The following is a 21795-nucleotide window of genomic DNA, read 5'->3' on the forward strand; positions in this document are numbered from 1 at the left end:
GGGCTTTTTCATTGGCCTCAGGCCCTGTCGCGTTCCAGCAGCGGCTTCAAGTAGTAGCCGGTGTAGGACTGTGGCATCTCTGCCACTTCTTCAGGTGTGCCGACAGCAATGATCTGTCCGCCCTTTGAGCCACCTTCAGGCCCCAGGTCCACCAGCCAGTCGGCGGTCTTGATCACGTCCAGGTTGTGTTCAATCACGACCACAGTGTTGCCGTGATCGCGCAGGCGATGGAGTACATCGAGCAGTTGCTGGATATCGGCGAAGTGCAGGCCGGTGGTCGGCTCGTCGAGGATGTACAGGGTCTTGCCGGTATCGCGCTTGGACAGTTCGCGGGATAGCTTGACCCGCTGTGCCTCACCACCGGACAGGGTGGTTGCCGACTGCCCCAGCTTGATGTACGACAGACCAACGTCCATCAGCGTTTGCAGTTTGCGCGCCAGGGCCGGAACCGCGTCGAAGAACACTCGTGCTTCTTCGATGGTCATTTCCAGCGTCTCGTGGATGCTCTTGCCCTTGTACTTGATCTCCAGAGTTTCGCGGTTGTAGCGCTTGCTCTTGCAGACGTCGCACGGCACGTAAATGTCCGGCAGAAAGTGCATCTCCACCTTGATCAGACCGTCGCCCTGACACGCCTCGCAGCGCCCGCCCTTCACGTTGAACGAGAAACGTCCCGGACCGTAGCCACGGGAGCGCGATTCCGGTACGCCGGCGAACAGCTCGCGAATCGGCGTGAAGAGCCCGGTGTAAGTCGCCGGGTTGGAACGCGGCGTACGACCGATCGGGCTCTGGTCGATATCCACCACTTTGTCCAGATGCTGCAAGCCGTTGATGCTGTCGTGACCCGACGCCTCAAGGGTGGTCGCCCCGTTCAGTGCCGTAGCGCTGAGGGGGAACAGGGTGTTGTTGATCAACGTCGACTTGCCCGAGCCGGACACGCCGGTGACACACGTCAGAAGGCCGATCGGGATATCCAGGTCGACTTCGCGCAGGTTGTTGCCACGGGCGCCCTTGAGCGACAGCGAGAGCTTTTTGTTACGGGGCGTACGTTTGGCTGGCACTTCAATCTTCACCCGGCCGGACAGGTACTTGCCGGTCAGTGAGTCAGGGTGAGCCATGACTTCAGCCGGCGTACCTTCGGCAACGATATGGCCGCCATGCACGCCAGCGCCTGGACCGATATCCACTACATAGTCGGCCAGACGAATCGCGTCTTCGTCGTGTTCGACCACGATCACGGTATTACCGATATCCCGCAGATGCTTCAGCGTACCGAGCAGTCGATCGTTATCGCGCTGATGCAAACCAATCGACGGTTCATCGAGGATGTACAGAACTCCGACCAGGCCTGCACCGATCTGACTGGCCAGACGAATACGCTGAGCCTCGCCACCGGACAAGGTATCGGCACTTCGATCAAGGGACAGGTAGTCGAGGCCGACGTTGACCAGAAACTGCAAGCGCTCGCGGATTTCCTTGAGAATCTTGTCGGCAATTTCGCCACGTCGGCCGGTCAGTTTCAGGACGCCGAAATACTCACACGCGTCGCCAATGGGCAGGTTGGTGACCGCCGGTAGCGTCTTCTCACCAACCCACACGTGACGTGCCTCCCGACGCAGACGGGTGCCGCGGCAATCCGGGCAGGGTTGGGTGCTGAGGAACTTGGCCAGCTCTTCACGTACGGAGGCCGACTCGGTTTCGCGGTAGCGACGCTCCAGGTTCGGCACGATGCCTTCGAACGGGTGCGAGCGTTTGACGATATCGCCACGATCGTTCAGGTATTTGAAGTCGACGTTCTGCGAACCGCTGCCATGCAGGATGACTTTTTGTTGATCCGCCGGTAGTTCATTGAACGGCACCTCCAGGCTGAAACCGTAATGGGAGGCCAGGGAGCCGAGCATCTGGAAGTAATAAACGTTGCGCCGGTCCCAGCCGCGAATCGCTCCCTCGGCCAGTGTCAGCTCACCATTGACTAAACGCTTGATGTCGAAGAACTGTTTGACCCCCAGACCATCACAGGTCGGGCAAGCGCCCGCTGGATTGTTGAAGGAGAACAGCTTGGGCTCCAGCTCGCTGATGGCGTGGCCACAGATCGGGCAGGCGAAGCGCGCAGAAAAGATGATTTCTTCGCCAGGCTCTTCGTCCATCGGTGCGACCAGCGCAATACCGTCGGCGAGCTTCAAGGCGGTTTCGAATGACTCGGCCAGTCGTTGCTGCAGATCAGCGCGAACCTTGAAGCGGTCGACCACTACGTCGATCGAGTGCTTCTTCTGTTTGTCGAGCTTGGGCAGCTCATCCAGTTCATGGAGCTTGCCATTGACCCGGGCGCGTACGAAGCCTTGGGCACGCAACTCTTCGAACACCGAAAGGTGTTCGCCTTTGCGTTCGCGAATTACCGGAGCCAGCAGCATCAGCTTGCTGCCTTCGGGCTGTGCCAGGACCAGATCGACCATCTGGCTGACGGTCTGCGCCTCCAGCGGGATGTCGTGGTCCGGGCAGCGTGGAATACCGACGCGAGCGTAAAGCAGACGCAGGTAGTCGTAGATTTCGGTGATGGTACCGACGGTCGAACGCGGGTTGTGCGAGGTCGACTTTTGTTCGATGGAGATCGCCGGCGACAGGCCTTCGATGGTGTCGACGTCAGGCTTTTCCATCATCGACAGAAACTGCCGGGCATAAGCCGACAGCGACTCGACATAGCGGCGTTGTCCTTCGGCGTACAGCGTGTCGAAAGCCAGGGATGATTTGCCCGATCCGGACAGTCCGGTGATGACGATCAGTTTGTCCCGTGGAAGGGTCAGGTCGATGTTCTTCAGGTTGTGGGTTCGGGCCCCACGAATCAGGATCTTGTCCAAAAGTGGCCTCGCTCGGCGGGCGTAAACGTAGGAGTATAAGGCCAAATACTGGATGGATGCACACTATCAAATTAGAGTATTTGAGCTACCCATGACAGGGCGCGGCACAAGTGCGCAGAGCAAGCTCGCGACAAAGCGTCGCCCTATACCCCCTCAATCGATGGGACTGGTAGAATCTCCGCCGGTTCACATGAGGTTTATCCATGCACGATCCCCACAGCGAACGCATGAGTGGCAGCGAGACCCGCGCAGCAAGCGGTCTGGCCCTGGTGTTCGCATTCCGTATGCTTGGCATGTTTATGGTATTGCCGGTCCTGGCGACCTATGGAATGGATCTCGCAGGAGCGACCCCGGCCCTTATCGGGCTGGCGATAGGCGCTTACGGCTTGACCCAGGCAATCTTCCAGATCCCGTTCGGGTTCATTTCCGACCGCATTGGTCGGCGTCCGGTGATTTACCTGGGGCTGATCGTGTTTGCGCTTGGCAGTGTGCTGGCGGCCAATGCCGATTCGATCTGGGGTGTGATCGCCGGACGAATCCTGCAAGGCGCCGGGGCGATTTCCGCTGCGGTCATGGCCTTGTTGTCAGACCTGACCCGCGAACAGCACCGCACCAAGGCCATGGCCATGATCGGCATGACCATTGGCCTGTCCTTCGCGGTCGCCATGGTTGTCGGCCCGTTGCTGACCCGTGCATTCGGGCTGTCCGGGCTGTTCCTCGCCACTGGCGGCATGGCGCTGTTCGGCATCGTGATCGTGATGTTCATGGTGCCGCGTTCCACCGGACCGTTGCAGCATCGTGAATCGGGCGTGGCGCGTCAGGCCTTGGGGCCGACCTTGCGGCATCCCGATTTGCTGCGCCTGGATCTCGGGATTTTTGTGTTACATGCGATGCTGATGTCCAGCTTCGTTGCCTTGCCTCTGGCACTGGTGGAAAGAGCCGGATTGCCTAAAGAGCAGCATTGGTGGGTCTATCTGACAGCCTTGTTGATTTCATTCTTCGCCATGATCCCGTTCATTATCTACGGCGAGAAGAAACGCAAAATGAAACGAGTTTTACTCGGTGCGGTCAGTACGCTGATGCTCACTGAGCTATTCTTCTGGCAGTTTGGCGATAGCTTGCGGGCCCTGGTGATTGGTACGGTGGTGTTTTTCACTGCGTTCAATCTGCTGGAAGCCTCGCTGCCGTCGTTGATCAGCAAGGTTTCACCGGCGGGTGGCAAAGGCACGGCGATGGGGGTTTATTCCACCAGCCAGTTTCTTGGGTCGGCGGCGGGCGGGATTCTCGGCGGCTGGCTGTTCCAGCATGGCGGTCTGTCGGTTGTGTTCCTTGGATGCGCGGGCCTGGCTGCACTTTGGTTGGCCTTTGCTGTTACCATGCGTGAACCCCCATATGTGACGAGCCTGCGCTTGCCGTTATCGCCTGAAGCGATCCGCGAAGCTGGTCTGGTCGAGCGCCTGCTGGCCGTCGTTGGGGTAACAGATGCAGTGGTGGTTGCTGATGAAGCGGCCATTTACATCAAATTGGACACCGAACTATTGGATCGCACGACCCTCGAGCGCCTGGTCAACAACCCGGCGCCGACGATGTGCGAAGCCTAGGAGAACGTTATGGCCCGTGGGGTTAACAAAGTCATATTGGTCGGCACTTGCGGCCAGGATCCCGAAGTTCGCTACTTGCCTAACGGTAACGCCGTGACCAACCTGAGTCTGGCGACCAGCGAACAGTGGACCGACAAGCAAACCGGTCAGAAGGTCGAGAAGACCGAATGGCACCGTGTGTCGATGTTCGGCAAGGTTGCGGAAATCGCTGGCGAGTACCTGCGTAAAGGTTCGCAGGTCTACATCGAAGGCAAACTGCAAACCCGCGAATGGGAAAAAGACGGTATCAAGCGTTACACCACCGAAATCGTGGTCGACATGCAAGGCACCATGCAACTGCTGGGCGGCCGTCCACAGGGCGACCAACAAGGCCAGGGTGGCATGTCCAACTCGGCGCCGCGTCCTCAGCAGTCGCGTCCGCAGCAATCTCAGCCATCGCAGCAGCCACAACGTGAGTCGCGTCCAGCGCCACAACAGGCCGCACCGCAACCGGCTCCGGATTTCGACAGCTTTGATGACGATATTCCGTTCTAGAGATAAATTTCTCTAACGGCAGACAAAAGGCCCGTAGCTTTCAACCGCTACGGGCCTTTTGTTTTTTGGCGCGTTGATCAGCTCCTGGCAAACGCCAGCATGTCAGCGTTGACCTTTTCCTTGTGGGTGTCAGTCGGGCCATGGGGCGCGCCGGGATAGACGATCAGTTTGGCGTGTTCGATCAGCCTGGCGCTTTCCAGTCCGGCGGCCTGGATGGGCACGATCTAGTCATCGTCGCCGGATGATCAGGGGCGGGGGGGCGATAGTCTCCAATGAGTTTGCGATGGGGAGGCCTAGTGGCCTGTGTGGCTAGCGGCTGGCAGCCAGGAAATCGTCGGTGGACACCACAGTTGCATAGGCAAAGCCCAATGCCGACATGAAGGCGGCATGCACGTGGGCGGCCGGAACAGTCAGGCCGTTGAACTCAAGATCGCGGGTGGCGCAGGCGTCATGGATTACCGTGACGGTGTAGCCAAGGTCGGCTGCGGCTCGAGTGACGCCGTCGATGCACATGTGGCTCATGCTGCCGACGATCACCAGGCTCTCGATGCCCTGCTGGTCGAGGATTGACTGTAGTTCGGTTTCGCGGAACGAGTTGACGAAGTGCTTGAGCACCACCGGCTCGTTGGCGCGGTTGATGACTTTAGGGTGCAGGCGTGCGCCTTCAGAGCCAGGGGTGAAGAACGGCGCCGTGTCGGAGGTGAATTCGTGGCGGATGTGCACCACCGTGTCACCGGTATCGCGAAATGCCTGAATCAGCCGTGCGGCGTTGTCGGCGGCGGCTTCGACGCCCACCAACGGCCATTTGCCGTGGGGGAAGTAGTCGTTCTGGATATCGACTACGATGAGTGCTTGCTTGGCCATGGGTGTTTCCTCGGATGTGTTTGTGTGGCGTGAAGTATTGGGGTTAGCCGGCCGTTCGAGGATTGGCCGCACCGACAATAGAAGGGGGAAAACTGACAATGGGCGTAGAAAGCGCAGTCGCCGAATTGGGCGTGCTGATCTATCCCGGCGCGCAGATGGCGGCGGTACATGGCTTGACCGATCTGTTTGGTGTAGCAAACCGCATTGCGGTCGAATATCAGGCTACGCAGCTGCCGCTGCTGCGGGTCAGCCACTGGCGTACCGATGCCTTTGAGGCGCCGGTGCGGGTCTTCGACAGTCATCCGGGGCCCGACCAGGCGTTGATGGCGGTGTTGATCCCGCCTTCGATCGCCGGGTTTTCTGACGCTCAGGCTCCGTCAGCGTTGACCCATTGGCTTCGCCAGCAACACGCCAGCGGTGCGACTCTCGGCGGCGTGTGCGTGGGTTCTATTCTGATGGCGCAAAGCGGTTTGCTGGATGGCCGCAGCGCGACCACTCACTGGACCTCGGCGAAACAGTTCGCCGAGCGTTACCCGGGGGTCAAACTCAATGCCGACAAACCTATTGTCGACGACGGCGACCTGATCACCACCGCCGGGCTAATGGCCTGGTCCGAGTTGGGATTGCGTCTGGTGGACCGTCTGCTCGGGCCGAGCATCGCGACCGGCACTGCGCGGTTTCTGGTGATCGAGCACAGCGACAGCGCGAGCCGGTGCGGCAGTAACTTTGCGCCACTACTCGGCCATGGCGACCCGGCGATCCTCAAGGTCCAGCATTGGCTGCAAGGTAACGGTGCGGTGGAGGTCTCGCTGACGGCGATGGCCCAGCAGGCCGGTCTGGAGGAACGCACCTTCCTGCGGCGCTTTCGCTCGGCAACCGGTCTGAAACCCACCGAATACTGTCAGCATCTGCGGGTCGGCAAGGCCCGGGAGATGCTCGAATTCACCAACGGGACCATCGACCACATTGCCTGGACCGTCGGCTATCAGGACCCAAGTGCTTTTCGCGCCACGTTCAAAAAAATCACCGGCCTTGCCCCAAGTGATTACCGCGCACGGTTTGGAGTGACGGCACCCGCGCGGGTATAAGTGGGGGCGTACAAAAAAACGCAGCCCGAAGGCTGCGATCTTTTAATGCCCGGCGACAATCTGCGCCGAACCCTGCGCCGGCTCTGGATACACCGGGCCGAGACGATCGAGACGACCACTCCAGGCGGTCAATGCAAGGGCGACCAGCACCACCAGACCGCCGATCCATGCGGTATGAATCAGGCCCATGTGGGCGACGATCAGACCGCCACCCCAAGCGCCGCCGGCGATGCCAAGGTTGAAAGCAGCGATGTTCAGACCCGAAGCCACGTCCACCGCATTCGGGGTGTGATGTTCGGCCTGGCGCACTACATACACTTGCAGGCCCGGTACGTTGCCGAAAGCGACCGCGCCCCAGACCAGTACGGTGGCCAATGCCAGCCAAGGATTACCGGCGGTCAAGGTCAGCACAAAGAGCACAGCGGCGAGCAGGGCGAAGATGAGCTTCAAGGCGCTGATCGGGCCGCGTTTATCGGCCAGTTTGCCGCCCCAGATGTTACCGATGGCCACCGAGATGCCGTAGACCAGCAGCACCAGGCTAACGGTGCTGGCGCTAAAGCCGGAGATGTCCTGAAGAATTGGCGCCAGGAAGGTGAACGCAATGAACGATCCGCCGTAGCCGACCGCAGTCATGGCGAACACCAGCAACAACCGTGGCTGTTTCAGAACTTGCAGTTGCTGTAGCAGCGAAGCAGGTTTGCTGTGGGCAATGTTTTTCGGCACGTAAATCAGGCTGCCGATAAAGGCGATCACACCCAGGGCCGAGACGGCGAGGAAGGTTTCGCGCCAACCGAAGTGCTGGCCAATGAAGGTGCCCAGTGGCACGCCAGTGACCAAGGCTACGGTCAGACCGGTAAACATGATCGCAATCGCGCTGGCGGCCTTTTCCTTGGGCACCAGGCTGGTGGCAATGGTCGAGCCGATGGAGAAGAACACCCCGTGGGCGAGCCCGGTAACGATTCGTGCAATGACCAGCGATTCGTAGCTGGGTGCTTTCCAGGCCAACAGGTTGCCGAGGGTGAACAGCACCATCAACGACAACAGCAAGAGTTTACGCGGCACTTTGCCGGTCAATGCGGTGAGTACCGGTGCGCCAATGGCCACGCCCAGCGCGTAAAGGCTGACCAAAAGACCGGCGGACGGCAGGCTGACGCCAAGGTCGGCACCGATAGTGGGTAACAGGCCAACGATGACGAACTCGGTCGTCCCGATGGCAAATGCGCTTAGGGTTAGCGCGAGCAAGGCAATGGGCATGGCTGCAACTCCGGTGGGTTTAAATCAGGAGCGCAGTGTCGGTGTTTGACTCGTGTGGAAAAATAGCGGTATCGGCACAAGATATTTGATCGCAAGTCAAATATACGGTCTTGTGTGTTGACCGTTCCCACGCTCGCGCGTGGGAATGCAGCCGGTGACGCTCCGCGTCACAGTAAGAGCGGACGCGGAGCGTCCAGTGAGGCGTTACCACGCAGAGCGTGGGAACGATCACTTACTCAAGAGCGGTGTTGCACCAGTTTGTTGCGCACCTCGGCACTGGCCTGCTGATCCAGTTCCAGCCAGAAATGCTGCTTGCCGGCGATTTCGGCGGCGGCAGGCAAGCCGTCGCGGTACACCAACCGATTGCTGGCCAGCGCAGGGACTTTGCTGCCCGGCAGCAGCGTACCGGCCAGGTTCAACGGGTCGACGCCGCAGACACCAATCAGGCTGCCGTCATGGGGGCGTCGACGTACTTCCCGCAGTAGAGGAATCGCCTCCGGCAACGCGAACTGCTCGCCCGCCAGGCCGCTGACAAATCGCCCACCGCGAATTTCGCCTCGGGCCTCGAGGCGATGGAACGTGCGCAGCAGTTCGCGCCAGACTGGCAGCCAATCAGCCTCGCGCTCAAGCAAACGCCAGAAGACCACGCCATAACGCCGAAGCAGAGTCTTCGCGACATGCTCCAGTGTCGCCGTCGGGGTTTGCCCGGGACGAGTGATTTCGCTTGCCACTGCTGCAGCGGGGCGTCGCAACAAGGCCCAACGTCCGGCATCGTCCATCCCGCCGATAAACGCCCCGCGGCCACGGCGACTGCTGCGGGCCTGGCGTTTGCTGGCGGGGGTGATCAGCGCCCGCAGCCCGGCAAAACTGTCGGCATTCACCAGTCCCGCACCAACCAGCTCCTGCAATGCGCTTTCCAGTTCGCTGCGCAGCAGATGCGCTTCATGCAGCAGTTCGTCGAAGAACAAGGCGCCATGTTGGGTCAGGGCCTGGTGGACTTTCCGGGTTTTTGGCGATAACTCGCTGCTGTCGGTCTGCTCGGTCAAGCCGCTCCAGAGCGCAACCTGGTTGCGTGGCAACAACACGATTGGGGTACTGCGAAGCGCGGCACTCGCGGGCTTGTTGCGCGCGGTCAACCGGGTCCAGACCAGTTTGCCGCTGCGGCACAGGTCATCCAGCCAGCTGACTGAATAACCCTTGAGCCGCGCCGGCAAAATATCGCTGTCCCAGGCCGCGGCGGCGGCTGGGTAGCCTTCAAACTGGTTGACGATCTCTGGCAAAACGGCGCTGCCCTGGCCTTGAGTTGTCGTAGACAGATGCTGCCAGTCAAACAGGAATCGCATGAAGTCCTGCAACGCTACCGGCTCGATTTCCCGGCGCAGTCGTCTGACCGTGTAGCGATGAATACGCGCCAGCAAATGTCGTTCGCACCATTGATCGTCGCTGGCGCCCGGGCTGAAGCGTCCGCGCAGCACGTAACCTTCACGTTCCAGTTGCGCCAAGGCCTGAGTGACGCTGGCCATCGGCAGCGCCAGTGGTTCGGCGATCTGGTTCAAAGGCAGAGGCCCGAAACCACTGAGACGGGCGCGGATCACTTCCACCAGCGCCTCATCGACATCCCAGGGTTCATCGAATCCGGGCAAAGCCTGCAACCCAGGCTGCAACGCAGCGTCGGGATACAGCGCCCGCAAACACGTCAGCCGCTCCAGTGCCAACCATAACGACTGCTCGGCATTGAGCTGCAGACGGCAGGCCCGACCACTGTCGGCCAAGGCGTGCAGCCAGGTCAGCCAGTGCTCATTGGTCTGCGCCTCAGCATCGCTGATGCACGCCAGACTCATCAGCGCTTCGTGCATTTCGTCGACGCCCGTGGGCGCGGGCCAAGCTTCGTCGCGCACGGCCTGAATCGCCTCGCTATCCAGCGCGCCCAGATCATCGGTCGATTGCGGGTCGCTCCAGCGGCGGTTGAGCACGGCTTGGGTGCGACGTTCTTCCAGTGGTGCGTCATCGAGAAAGGTGTAGGGCCGGGCGCTCAGAATTTCGGCGGCCAAGGGCGACGGCGCCGGCAGATTGCGGCTGATCAACCGCACTTCGCCGTTCTCCATACGCCGCAGCAGTGCCAGCCAGCCTTCGCTGTCCATGGCGTCATGAAGGCAGTCATCGAGGGTTTGCTCCACCAGCGGATGCTCGGGAATTTCCCGCTCGCCGGCGAGGTTTTCCAGGCAAGCGATCTGATCGGGAAACACACTGGCGATCAGGTCTTCGCTTTTCATCCGCTGGATCTGCGGCGGGACTTTGCGCCCGCCGGAATAACGCGGCAGGGCCAGGGCGACGCCAGCATTCCAGCGCCAGCGCACGCCGAACAACGGGGCCTCCAATACAGCCTGGATCAGGATGTGCTCAGCGCTGTTGCTGTGCAGGTAACGCCAGACGTCGTCCAGCTCAAAGCTGTGACTGGTGGACAGCGAGAGCACGATGGCGTCTTCGCTGGCAGCGGCCTGCAATTCGAAATTGAAAGTACGGCAAAAACGCTTGCGCAGCGCCAGGCCCCAAGCGCGATTGATGCGACTGCCAAACGGCGTATGGATGATCAGTTGGGTGCCGCCGGACTCATCGAAAAAACGCTCCATGATCAGCGTGTCCCGGGACGGTAATGCACCCAGCGTCAAACGTGCGCGCGCCAGATACTCCACCAGCTGCTCGGCGCTGGAGATGCTTAGGCCCAAGGTGTCGGTCAACCAGTCGAGGCTCGGTTGCAAGTCGCCGGGGCTGGCGCTGAGCAGTTCATCGAGTTGCGCGTGCAGGCGCGCCACGGCGAACGACAGTTCTGCGCTGCGACCGGGCGCTTCACCGAGCCAGAACGGAATGGTCGGCGGTTGGCCTTGAGCATCTTCGACCCGTACTTTGCCGGTTTCGATGCGCAGGATCCGGTACGAGGTATTGCCCAACTGGAAGATGTCGCCGGCGATGCTTTCGACGGCAAAGTCCTCGTTGACACTGCCGATGTTCAGGCTCTGTGGCTCCAGCAATACGCTGTAGTCGGCGTTGTCCGGGATCGTCCCGCCGCTGGTTACAGCGGTGAGTTTGCTGCCGCGACGGCCTCGCAGGGTTCGTGTCACGGCATCGCGATGCAGATAAGCGCTGCGGATTCCCTGACGGCTGTTGTAGCCCTCGGCGAGCATCTGCAATAACGCCTGAAAATGTGCTTCATCGAGATCGCTATAGGGTGACGCACGGCGGAGCATTTCCAGTAGCGCTTGCTCCTGCCATTGCTGGCAACTGACCTCGGCGACGATCTGCTGGGCCAGCACGTCAAGCGGCGCCACGGGAATCAGCAAGGTGTCGAGTTCACCGCGACGCACGCAGTCGAGCAGGGCCGCGCATTCGATCAGGTCGTCCCGTGTGGTGGCGAACAGACGCCCCTTGGGTGTGCCGCCGACCTGGTGTCCGGAGCGGCCAACCCGTTGTAGAAATGCCGCAATTGAACGCGGCGAGCCTATCTGGCAGACCAGATCGACATCGCCGATATCGATGCCCAGCTCCAGTGACGCGGTGGCGATCAGCACTTGCAGGTCGCCACGCTTGAGCCGTTGCTCGGCGTCCAGTCGGAACTCTTTGGCCAGGCTGCCGTGGTGGGCGGCCACCGCCTCTTTGCCAAGACGTTCGCTCAAATGCCGGCTCAAACGCTCTGCCAGGCGCCGGGTGTTGACGAAAACCAGCGTGGTTTTGTGCTCGCGGGCGAGCACGGCGAGCCGGTCGTAGACCAGTTCCCAGACGTCATTGGCCATCACCGCTGACAACGGTACCGGCGGCACTTCGATGCTTAAGTCCCGTGGACGGGCGTGGCCAATGTCGACAATCTCGCAGGCGTGGTCGCGGCCCACCAGAAAGCGTGACACCGCTTCGATGGGTTTTTGCGTGGCCGATAAGCCGATGCGCATCAACGGATCCGGGCACAGCGCCTGTAGGCGCTCCAGGCTCAGGGTTAAATGACTGCCGCGCTTGCTGGAGGCAATGGCGTGGATCTCGTCGACGATCACTGTGCGGGTGCGGGCGAGCATGCGTCGGCCGGAGTCCGAACCGAGTAATACGTAAAGCGACTCCGGGGTGGTCACCAGAATATGCGGTGCGCTTTTGCGCATCGCCGTGCGGTCTTTTTGGGTGGTGTCGCCGGTTCGCACAGAGGTGTTGATCTTCAGTTGAGGCAAGCCCATGCAGCGCAATTGTTCGGTAATCCCGGCAAGCGGGTTTTGCAGGTTGATCTGAATGTCGTTGGACAGCGCCTTGAGCGGCGAGACGTAGACCACCAGCGTCTCGTTCGGCAGTTCGCCGTTTTGCTCCAGTCCTTGATGGACCAGGTCATCGATCACCGCGAGAAACGCGGTGAGGGTTTTTCCGGAGCCTGTGGGCGCGGCAATCAACGTCGAGCGGCGCTGGCGGATCAACGGCCACGCCTGAGCCTGGGCGGCGGTGACCGAGGGGAACGTCGCGTTGAACCAGGCTCTGACGGCAGGGTGGAAGCCAGTCAGGGCGTTGTCCGCTGATTCGGGAAGATTCATGAGCAGATTTATGCGACTGACAGGCAGAACTTGCAACCCCTCGCCACAAAGGCCGTATTGTCGGGCCCTGATCTGGCCGTTCTACACTTTGCGGGTGACGGCTGCGCTGGAAACCCGCAAAATGCAACGATTCTGGCAAATGCCAACGGCAAGGCTATATGGCTTGTCCGATATAAACCATCGTTCTAAACAGACTGGGCCTGCTGACTCTATGCGAATGCGCCTTATGTTACTGGGCGGCGGAAATGCCCTTGGGCAAGCGCTGATTCGCCTCGGTGCGGAGGAAGATATTGGTTTCCTCGCCCCCCGTCCGCCGCAAGACGGCTGGGATGCCGCGAGCCTGACGCAACTGCTCGATGACACCCGTCCGGATGCCTTGATCAACCTTGCCTATTACTTCGACTGGTTTCAGGCGGAGACGGTCGGCGAGACGCGTCTGGCCGGGCAGGAGCGGGCGATCGAGCGGCTTGCCGAGCTGTGCCAACATCACAATATCATCCTGGTGCAGCCCTCCAGCTATCGGGTCTTCGATGGCTCGCGAGCGACTGCCTACAGCGAAAAAGACGAACCGGTGCCGCTGGGTCTGCGTGGCCAGGCCTTGTGGCGGATCGAGCAGAGTGTGCGCGCAACCTGTCCGCAGCATGTTTTGTTGCGCTTTGGCTGGCTGCTCGATGACAGTGCCGACGGCACGCTCGGGCGCTTCCTGGCCCGGGCCGAGCGACCCGAAGAGTTGCTGATGGCCGACGACCGTCGCGGTAATCCGACCCCGGTGGATGACGCGGCGCGAGTGATTATTTCGGTACTCAAACAGCTCGATTGCTCGGCGCCGCTGTGGGGCACTTACCACTACGCCGGGCATGAAGCGACTACGCCGCTGGCATTGGGTCAGGCGATTCTCGCCGAGGCCCGGCAGTTGCATCCGCTGGCCATCGAGGCGCCGACTGCGCAAGCCCATGCTGCGCGCCCTGATGCTGCTGAAGAGCCGCAACATGCGGTCCTGGCCTGCAAGAAAATTCTGCATACCTTCGGGATCAAACCCCGCGCCTGGCGTGCGGCACTCCCGGGCTTACTGGATAGGTTTTATCGCCATGGCTGACGGCCCTGTTTTAATCACCGGCGGCGCCGGGTTTATTGGTTCGCACCTGGTCGATGCCTTGCTCGCCAAGGGTTACGCGGTGCGGATTCTCGATGACTTGTCCACCGGCAAACGCAGCAACTTGCCATTGGATAATGCTCGGGTCGAACTGATTGAAGGCGACGTCGCCGATGCTGCGCTAGTGGCGCGGGCGATGGTGGGTTGCCAGGCTGTCGCCCATCTCGCGGCTGTGGCTTCGGTGCAGGCTTCGGTGGATGATCCGGTGCGCACCCACCAGAGCAACTTCATCGGCACGCTGAACGTTTGTGAAGCCATGCGTCAGGCTGGCGTCAAGCGCGTGCTGTTCGCCTCAAGCGCGGCGGTCTATGGCAACAATGGCGAAGGTGAGTCGATCAGCGAAGACACGCCCAAGGCGCCGTTGACGCCTTACGCGTCGGACAAACTGGCGAGCGAGTACTACTTCGACTTCTACCGTCGCCAGCACGCTCTGGAGCCGGTGGTGTTCCGCTTCTTCAACATCTTCGGTCCACGCCAGGATCCGTCGTCGCCGTACTCCGGGGTGATCAGCATTTTCAGTGAGCGGGCACAGAAAGGCCTGCCGATCACCGTGTTTGGTGACGGTGAGCAAACCCGTGACTTCGTTTACGTTGAAGACCTGGTGGACGTGCTGATTCAGGCCATCGAAGCGCCGCAGGTCGAAGAGGGTGCAGTCAACGTCGGGCTGAATCAGGCGACCACACTCAAGCAGATGCTCGAGGCATTGGCTGAGGTAGTGGGACAGTTGCCTCCGGTGAGCTACGGCCCGGCGCGCTCGGGCGATATCCGTCATTCCCGGGCGAATAATCAACGGCTGTTGCAGCGTTTCAAATTTCCTGAGCAGACGCCGATGAGCGTTGGTCTGGCGCGGTTGCTGGGGCGATAGTGTTTTATTGAATGAAAATGGCGCCTTTCGAGGCGCCTTTTTATTGTCGTCGGACTTCAGGTCCTGGGGGGCGGGCCGACGACTTCGCGGGCAAGCCTGTTCCTACAGTTGGCGCGGTGCTCTTGTAGGGGCGAGGCTTGCCCGCGATAGAGGTTGAATCAGAACTTGTAACCAACACCCACCATGTACACCCACGGGGAAACATCCACGTCGACTTTGGTCTGGCCGACACCCAGTGCAGTCGGGCCATCGACGGTGGCTTGGGTGTCGATATCGACGTACCAGACCGAGGCGTTGAACAGCATGTGGTCGGTGATCATGTAGTCAAAGCCCAGTTGCCCGGCGATACCCACCGAGTCCTTGAGTTTCAGGTTGCTGAAACCTTCGCTTTTACGCTGACTGGTCAGGTCTTCGCCAAAGAACATGGTGTAGTTGATACCGACACCGGCATATGGCTGGAACCTGGATGAAGCGTCCAGCGGGTAGTACTGCAGCGACAGGGTCGGTGGCAATTGCTTGATGTCGGCGAGCTTGCCGTCCAGCGCCGGACCAAGACCTTTTACACCGACTTGGTGCTTGAACGGTGTGGCAGCCAGCAGTTCGAGGCCGATGTGGTCGGTGAACATGTAGGCGAACGCCAGACCCAGTTGCGTGTCGCTGTCCAGAGTCGCTTTGGTACCGGAGATTTTCCTACCGTCGAGTTTCAGCTCGCCGCTGTCTTCGTTGGGCGCGGTGCTGGCAGCACCGGCACGGACGATGAAATCACCGGCCTGGTGGGCGTGAGCGAGTGGGGCTGCAAGCGCGAGGGCGAACAGCGAAGCGCGAAGCAAAGACTTGTGCATGGAGGCTCCAAAGGACGATTCAAGTTGGCTATGTCCAATGTTAAGGAGCGTCAAGAACGAGCCTTTGACTCAGCTCAATGGAATGGTGACGGGGGATAAAAGCGCAGAGCCTTCAGGGGAGGCGCCAACCCCTGTAGCAGGCTTCGCCAGTTACAGGGAGAGTCGTTCCTACTCCGGCAATTCGTAAGCGTAGATTTTCTCGGCATCCATTTGGTAACCCGCATCGGCCAGCTCGCTGGTGGACGCTTTGACCTGCATCGCGCCCTCGATCCAGTACGGCTGATACAGCTCATCGAGCTTCACCCCCACCTTGCTTTTGACATGGACGATCTGATTCGACGGCGGTGGCGGTACGTGGATGCAGGCGCCGAAATACGGCACCAGCAAAAACTCGGTGGTGCGGCCTTCTTCGCTGACTTCCAGTGGCACGATATAACCCGGCAAGCGGATCCGCTGCCCGTCGAGGCTCTTGACTACCGGTGCGTTGGGCAGGTCTTGCGTGGCCGCCGGTGCCGCTTCGGCGGACAGGGCGTCGCCCATCTTCGACAGATCGTGCAGCGGCGTCATGTTCGGGACTTGCGGCGCGGCGTCCGGCGGGATCATTTCCAACCAGGTCAGGTCTTTCGGTTGGGCGGCCCACAACGGCATGGCGACCAGCAACAACAGCGCAAGCAGGGCGCGGGGCATGACGTGGCTCCTCATAAACGGGATGGTCATAAACAGATACTTCATAAACGAATGGACAGGCCATCGGCCAACGATTGTCGGTAGGCGCGCCAGGCCGGCACGCTGCCCATCAGCAATGCGGCAAGCAGGATACCGCCGAGCAGCGTCCACTCATACTCGCTTGGCCAGGCCAGCGGCAGGTACAAACCATAAGTCGACTGCACATAGCCTTGCGCCAGGGCGATGCTCAGGTACAACAGCCCCAACCCGGCAATCACTCCGGACAACGCCAGGGCGAAGGCTTCGAGCACCAGTAAGGTCGCGATATGCCAGGGCCGCGCGCCGACCGACCGCAGGATAGCCATCTCCCGACGGCGTTCGTTGAGGCTGGTGAGAATGGCGGTGAGCATGCCGATCAATCCGGTCAGCACCACGAATAACGAAATCACAAACAGGGCTTTTTCAGCCGTTCCCATCATGCTCCAGAGCTCCTGCAAGGCTACGCCCGGCAGAATCGCCAGCATCGGCTCGCCACGAAACTCGTTGATCTCGCGTTGCATGGCGAAGGTCGCGATCTTGCTGTTGAGGCCCAGCATGAAGGCGGTGATGGCTTGCGGAGTGAGGTCCATGTTACGTGCCTGATCGGCGCTGATGCGGCCATTGCCCTGGGCCGGAGCACCGTTGTGCCAATCGATGTGGATCGCTTCCATGCCGCCGAGGCTGATGTGCAGCGTGCGGTCCACCGGGGTGCCGGTGCGCTGCAAAATGCCAACCACGGTGAACGGTTTGTCGTCGTGTTTGACCAGGCTGATTACCGCCACACCGTGAGCCAGTACCAGTTTGTCGCCGAGTTTGTAATGCAGGGCATCGGCGACTTCGGCACCGAGTACCACTTCAAACGGATCGGTGGCGAAGGCGCGGCCGCTGGCCAGTTGCAGGCTTTGTTGGCGACCGTATTGGTAGTGCTGGAAGTAGGCGTCAGTGGTGCCCATTACTCGATAACCGCGATGGGAATCACCGAGGGAAATCGGAATCGCCCACTTCACTTTCGGGCTGTTTGCGAAGTGCTCGAAGCTGTCCCAACGAATGTTGTTGGTGGCGTTGCCGATACGAAATACCGAGTACAGCAGCAGATTGACCGAGCCGGAACGGGCGCCGACGATCAGGTCGGTGCCGCTGATGGTGCTGGCGAAGCTGGCGCGGGCTTCGGTGCGCACGCGCTCAACGGCCAGCAACAGGCAAACCGACAGCGCGATGGCGAAGGCGGTGAGGATCGCGGTAAAGCGGCGGTTAGCCAGGCTGGCCATGGCTAGACGAAACAAATACATCTCAAACCTCTGCGGGCACTGCGGCGCGATTGAGTTCGGCCAGCGACAGGTTGCGATCAAACAGCGGCGCCAGGCTTTGGTCATGGCTGACAAACAGCAGGCTGGCCCCGGCCTCACGGCACTCGGCGAACAACAACCGGATAAACGCCTCGCGGGCGTCATAGTCCAGGGCCGAAGTCGGCTCGTCGGCGATCACCAGTTCGGGTTGGCCGATCAACGCCCGGGCGGCGGCGACCCGTTGTTGCTGGCCAATGGACAGTGAGTCGGCGCGACGGCTGAGCAGGCTTGGATCTTTCAAACCCAAGTGGGCCAGCAACGTCGCGGCCGCCTGATCGACACTGCCGTGATGCTGGATTGCCCGGTTGGCGCGCAATTTGGAAAAGTGACAGGGCAGTTCGACGTTCTCCCGCACCGAGAGAAACGGTAGCAAGTTGAACTGCTGGAAAATGTAGCCGGTGTGGTCGACCCGGAAGCGGTCACGGGCGCCGGCCGAGAGCTCGGTCAGTTCCTGGCCGAGCAGGCGAATGCTGCCGCGATTGGGCTTCTGCACCCCGCCGAGCAAGCCCAGCAGGGTGGTCTTGCCACTGCCGCTGGGGCCTTTGAGGAACAGCGTTTCGCCGGGCTCGAGGCGGAACGCCGGGATGTCCAGCAACTGCGGATGACCGGGCCAACTGAAGCCCAGGTCGGACAGTTCGATAAGTGCTTGGGTCATTGAGCCGATTTCATGTGTGTTGAGTACTTGTAGGAGCGAGGCTTGCCCGCGATTCAGGCGCTGCAGTCAATCAGACAAGCCGCGTCATCGTTCATCGCGGGCAAGCCTCGCTCCTACGAGGTCGGTGTGAATTCAAAACTTCAGGATTGCAGCCTTCGCTGTTGCTTCAACACCTTGCTGGCCACTTGGGCTGATGAGTTGTACCTGAATTTTCTGGGTGGCGGGGAAGGTCTTGAAGATTTGTGTCAGCTCCAGACTCTTCAGCGCGGTCGGCGTGGCGCAGGTGAATTGGTAGTGGGCGTGGATCTCGCTGTGTTCATGGTGATGCTCATGACCGTCGGCGTCTTTGGCGTCTGCATCATGGTCTTCATCTTCATCGTGATCATCGGCATCCGGCTTGTCGCCGAACAGCGGGCTTTCCAGTTCCTGCTTGGCAACCACGCAGCCGGCGGCTTTTGGCAGGCTGAACAGTACCAATGGTTTCTCAAGCTGGGCACGCACAGCGGTGACTTTGGCTTTGTCCTCATCAGTGCTGGCGACGTGTTCGAAACCCACTAGGTTCATCGCCGGACTTTCCAGTTCCAGCTCCAGACTCTGACCGTCCAGCGCCGCGTTCAAGCGCCCGACGCCATGTTCGTGGGCGCCGAGGCTGCCGTGTTCATGCTCATGATCATGGACCTCGGCGGCATGAGCGATGGCCAGCGGCAGCAGGGTAAACGGCAAGGCGAGAAGCAGACGGCGCATAGCAAGTCTCCGGGAAAGAAGATGAATGTTTTGTTATGTGATCTTATAACAATAGTGGCGGGAGTTTGACCGTCTGCTTGGCGTTGCGCAAGACGCGTGGGAGCATGTTCGTCAGAAACTTGAGGGAAAACCTATGGTGCGGATACGTGGAAGCATCGGCGACTGGCCGGTGGACTTGACCCTGGAGCTGGACGAGGGCGATTGGGCGCAGTTAGGGGCGCAGTTGCAGGTGACCAGGCCCGAGAGCAATACCCCGCAGGCCAAACCAGTGAATCAGGACGATGCACTGTGGCAGATCGCCAAGGATCTGCTGCGCAAGGCAGGGCAGATGAGCGGGCCGGATTTGCTGGAGCAACTGGAAGGACTGACAGGAAGCGCGGCGTCGGGCAAACGCCTGTTGGTGCGCTTGCGCCATTGCGCGGATGTGAAAGTGGTGAGCGGCGGGGATACGCCGCTCTATAGCTGGGTTGACCCCGCGTAGGAGCACAGCTTGCTCGCGATGGCGATCTCAAGAATACCATCGCCGGCAGCCGTGCTCCTGCTTAATACAACGCAGCAAACATCTTGCGGCGGTACGTGGTCACCAGCGGGTGATCGTTGCCCAGCAATTCGAACACCTGCAGCAAAGTCTTGTGCGGCAGGCCTTCGCTGTAGCTGCGGTTGCGGATGAACAACTTCAGCAACGAATCCAGCGCCGCGTCGTATTGCTGGCGAGCCAGTTGCTGAATCGCCAGTTGATAGACCGCTTCATCGTCCTGCGGGTTTTTCGCCAGGCGCGCCTTCAGGTCTGCCGCATCCGGCAAATCCTTGGCCTGGCCCAGGAACTGGATCTGCGCCTTGGCGCCGGCCAGGGCGGCCTTGTGCTCATCGGTCTTGACCGCGTCGAGCACGGTTTGCGCTTCACCCAGCTCGCCACGTTCGGTGAGGCAGCGGGCATAGAGGATCAGCGCTTTCGCATTGGTGTTGTCTTCGCCCAGCAGCACTTTGAGGATGGCTTCGGCGTCGGCAAAACGGCCTTCATCGAACAACGCCTGAGCCTGCTCGAACGGATCGGCAGCGGCCGGTGGTGGCATCTGTACATGGGGCTCAAGCAACGCGCGGACCGCAGATTCCGGTTGCGCACCGGCAAAACCGTCCACCGGTTGACCGTCCTTGAACAGCACCACGGTCGGCAGGCTGCGGATACCGAAGCGCGAAACGATGTCCGGTTCGGCGTCGCAATTGACCTTGGCCAGCAACAGCTCGCCCTGATAGCTCTCGGTAATCTGCTGGAGCATCGGCATCAGCGCCTTGCACGGCGCACACCATTCGGCCCAGAAATCCACCAGCACCGGTTTGTGGAAAGAGTTCTCGATCACCGACTGGTCGAAATCGACAGTGCTGGCGTCGAAGATATACGGCGTGTCCTGACTCATGGGGCATCTCTTGAAAGCGTGAATGGGCTAACTATAAGGGCTTGAAGGCGCTTTGCGTAGCCGTTGCCTAAGGCTGCGTCCGGCAACGGCTACAGGTGGCTTCTACCGTCTTTGCGCGTGGTACAGGCTCACATGACGAAACTCTTCAGGCTCGGCCAGATCCGGCAAAGTGAAGGCTTCCAGCATTTCCAGCCGTTGATACGCCGGATGCTGGAAATTGCGCACTCTGGAGTCCGCCACCAGGGCTTCCCGGCCACGACTCAAAAACTCATCGAGCAGCGGCAGGTTGCCGCGGTCGTACAGCACATCGGCCACCAGGATCAGATCAAAGCGATCGGCTTCGGCGAAAAAGTCCGTCGAGTAGCTGAGCTGTACATCATTGAGTTCAGCATTCGCCCGGCAGGCCGCAATCGCCAGCGGATCAAGATCGCAGGCCACCACTTCCAGCGCACCGGCCCTGGCCGCCGCAATACCGGCAACCCCGGAACCTGCTCCGAAATCCAGCACCCGTTTGCCTTCGACCCATTGCGGGCGTTCGGCGAGATAGCGCGCCAACGCCAGGCCGCTGGCCCAGCAGAAACTCCAGTAAGGCGGTTCATGCAGGATTCGCCGGGTTTCTTCCGGGGTGAAGGCGCGGTCCATGTTTTCGGCGTCGATCAACCAGAGCTTGAGCTCGGTCTCCGGCAATGTACAGGAGACAAGCTTTGCGTCACCGAGCAGCTCTCCCAGAGCCTCTTGCAAGTCGAGCGGTACGGTCATGGCGCTTTGAAAAACTGCAATTGACCCAGTGCCTGGGTGATCGGTTGATCAATGCGTCGCGAAGGCAAATGCAGAATCAGTTGTCCGGACTGGCTGGCGCGGCCGCGCAATTCGACGCGAGCCCCGACCGGAAAGGCTTCCGGATTGAAGCGCAGACGGAACGGCAGCACCTGGTTGTTGCCGATCAGGCTAGAGCTGGCCAGCAATTGTTGCGGCCGGCCGCGCTCGTCGATCACCAGCAGTGCCAGTTCGACTTCAGCGCCGGCCGGCACGCCTAGCAGACTACCGCTCAATTCGCGCTGAAAGGCCGGCAGCGGGCCGAGGTTGGCGGACTCCTGAGCTTTCTTCTGTGCCTGCTGTGGCGCAGGCCCTGGCACCGGTGGCGCGGGTTTGGGCGCACTGCTGCAAGCGACCAGCAAGCTGACGAGGCTGAGCAATACGAGCGGTCGTAGCGACATGTGAAGCTCCAGCAAGACTAAATTCGGTGTGTATAAATAGTAGCCGGTCTATATACCGTAAAGCCTATGGCTTGTCTTGCCAGTGGGATGCGCTACCATGG

General features: G+C 60.6%; 18 protein-coding genes and 1 pseudogene. 6 read left to right on the forward strand and 13 right to left on the reverse strand.

What is annotated here, in order from left to right; translation table 11 throughout:
- Positions 1 to 17: 17 nt before the first annotated feature.
- On the reverse strand, positions 18 to 2852 hold the full coding sequence (gene uvrA / locus AC07W5_RS25660) for an excinuclease ABC subunit UvrA (protein WP_494994974.1): 2835 nt from the start codon (positions 2850 to 2852) through the stop codon (positions 18 to 20).
- Between the two features lie 203 nt (positions 2853 to 3055).
- Here uvrA and AC07W5_RS25665 point away from each other — a divergent pair, with 203 nt between their 5' ends.
- Positions 3056 to 4453 (forward strand): MFS transporter, encoded by a 1398-nt coding sequence (locus tag AC07W5_RS25665; protein ID WP_494994975.1) that lies wholly within the window; start codon positions 3056 to 3058, stop codon positions 4451 to 4453.
- Between the two features lie 9 nt (positions 4454 to 4462).
- The gene (locus AC07W5_RS25670) at positions 4463 to 4987 is read left to right on the forward strand and encodes a single-stranded DNA-binding protein (RefSeq protein WP_419116578.1); all 525 of its coding nucleotides are present in this window, start codon (positions 4463 to 4465) and stop codon (positions 4985 to 4987) included.
- Between the two features lie 77 nt (positions 4988 to 5064).
- Here AC07W5_RS25670 and AC07W5_RS25675 read toward each other — a convergent pair.
- Both AC07W5_RS25675 and AC07W5_RS25680 read right to left on the reverse strand, forming a co-directional pair.
- A pseudogene (locus tag AC07W5_RS25675) lies at positions 5065 to 5226 on the reverse strand (alpha/beta fold hydrolase); the annotation flags it as partial.
- 70 nt (positions 5227 to 5296) lie between these two features.
- On the reverse strand, positions 5297 to 5851 hold the full coding sequence (locus tag AC07W5_RS25680) for a cysteine hydrolase family protein (protein ID WP_495024537.1): 555 nt from the start codon (positions 5849 to 5851) through the stop codon (positions 5297 to 5299).
- Positions 5852 to 5949: 98 nt separating this feature from the next.
- Between AC07W5_RS25680 and AC07W5_RS25685 the strand changes: the two genes are divergently transcribed.
- The gene (locus AC07W5_RS25685; protein ID WP_495024538.1) at positions 5950 to 6939 is read left to right on the forward strand and encodes a GlxA family transcriptional regulator; all 990 of its coding nucleotides are present in this window, start codon (positions 5950 to 5952) and stop codon (positions 6937 to 6939) included.
- Positions 6940 to 6981: 42 nt separating this feature from the next.
- Here AC07W5_RS25685 and AC07W5_RS25690 read toward each other — a convergent pair whose 3' ends face one another.
- Together AC07W5_RS25690 and AC07W5_RS25695 are read right to left on the reverse strand one after the other, a co-directional pair.
- On the reverse strand, positions 6982 to 8193 hold the full coding sequence (locus AC07W5_RS25690; RefSeq protein WP_494994978.1) for an MFS transporter: 1212 nt from the start codon (positions 8191 to 8193) through the stop codon (positions 6982 to 6984).
- Positions 8194 to 8429: 236 nt separating this feature from the next.
- The gene (locus AC07W5_RS25695; protein ID WP_495024539.1) at positions 8430 to 12752 is read right to left on the reverse strand and encodes a DEAD/DEAH box helicase; all 4323 of its coding nucleotides are present in this window, start codon (positions 12750 to 12752) and stop codon (positions 8430 to 8432) included.
- Between the two features lie 211 nt (positions 12753 to 12963).
- On the opposite strand from AC07W5_RS25695, the gene AC07W5_RS25700 reads away from it, so the two are divergent.
- On the forward strand, positions 12964 to 13848 hold the full coding sequence (locus AC07W5_RS25700; protein ID WP_494994980.1) for a sugar nucleotide-binding protein: 885 nt from the start codon (positions 12964 to 12966) through the stop codon (positions 13846 to 13848).
- Positions 13841 to 14770: an NAD-dependent epimerase/dehydratase family protein gene (locus AC07W5_RS25705; protein WP_495024540.1), complete on the forward strand. Its 930-nt coding sequence runs from the start codon at positions 13841 to 13843 to the stop codon at positions 14768 to 14770. The genes AC07W5_RS25700 and AC07W5_RS25705 overlap by 8 nt, the downstream gene beginning before the upstream one ends.
- Before the next feature lie 158 nt (positions 14771 to 14928).
- On the opposite strand, the gene AC07W5_RS25710 is transcribed toward AC07W5_RS25705, so the two are convergent.
- From AC07W5_RS25710 to AC07W5_RS25730, 5 genes are all read right to left on the reverse strand, one after another.
- Positions 14929 to 15612, reverse strand: a complete 684-nt coding sequence (locus AC07W5_RS25710) for an OmpW/AlkL family protein (protein ID WP_495012473.1) — start codon at positions 15610 to 15612, stop codon at positions 14929 to 14931.
- A 168-nt stretch (positions 15613 to 15780) separates the two neighbouring features.
- A complete protein-coding gene (locus tag AC07W5_RS25715; protein WP_495024541.1) occupies positions 15781 to 16299 on the reverse strand; it encodes a DUF3299 domain-containing protein in 519 nt (172 codons plus the stop codon).
- 41 nt (positions 16300 to 16340) lie between these two features.
- Positions 16341 to 17606: an ABC transporter permease gene (locus tag AC07W5_RS25720; protein ID WP_494994984.1), complete on the reverse strand. Its 1266-nt coding sequence runs from the start codon at positions 17604 to 17606 to the stop codon at positions 16341 to 16343.
- Between the two features lies 1 nt (position 17607).
- On the reverse strand, positions 17608 to 18318 hold the full coding sequence (locus AC07W5_RS25725; protein WP_495024542.1) for an ABC transporter ATP-binding protein: 711 nt from the start codon (positions 18316 to 18318) through the stop codon (positions 17608 to 17610).
- Between the two features lie 132 nt (positions 18319 to 18450).
- Positions 18451 to 19062 (reverse strand): DUF2796 domain-containing protein, encoded by a 612-nt coding sequence (locus AC07W5_RS25730; RefSeq protein ID WP_494994986.1) that lies wholly within the window; start codon positions 19060 to 19062, stop codon positions 18451 to 18453.
- A gap of 133 nt (positions 19063 to 19195) precedes the next feature.
- Here AC07W5_RS25730 and AC07W5_RS25735 point away from each other — a divergent pair, with 133 nt between their 5' ends.
- Entirely contained in the window at positions 19196 to 19543 is a 348-nt protein-coding gene (locus AC07W5_RS25735; RefSeq protein WP_495012474.1) for a hypothetical protein, read from the forward strand.
- A gap of 61 nt (positions 19544 to 19604) precedes the next feature.
- On the opposite strand, the gene trxA is transcribed toward AC07W5_RS25735, so the two are convergent.
- From trxA to AC07W5_RS25750, 3 genes are all read right to left on the reverse strand, one after another.
- On the reverse strand, positions 19605 to 20477 hold the full coding sequence (gene trxA / locus AC07W5_RS25740; protein ID WP_495012475.1) for a thioredoxin: 873 nt from the start codon (positions 20475 to 20477) through the stop codon (positions 19605 to 19607).
- Between the two features lie 102 nt (positions 20478 to 20579).
- Positions 20580 to 21236 carry a class I SAM-dependent methyltransferase gene (locus AC07W5_RS25745; RefSeq protein WP_494994989.1) on the reverse strand — a complete coding sequence of 219 codons (657 nt, stop codon included), beginning with the start codon at positions 21234 to 21236 and terminating at the stop codon, positions 20580 to 20582.
- Complete coding sequence (locus AC07W5_RS25750; protein ID WP_494994990.1) at positions 21233 to 21694, reverse strand: hypothetical protein; 462 nt, start codon at positions 21692 to 21694, stop codon at positions 21233 to 21235. The genes AC07W5_RS25745 and AC07W5_RS25750 overlap by 4 nt, the downstream gene beginning before the upstream one ends.
- Between the last annotated feature and the right edge of the window lie 101 nt (positions 21695 to 21795).

The organism is Pseudomonas sp. GW821-FHT01E05 (genome assembly GCF_059422425.1).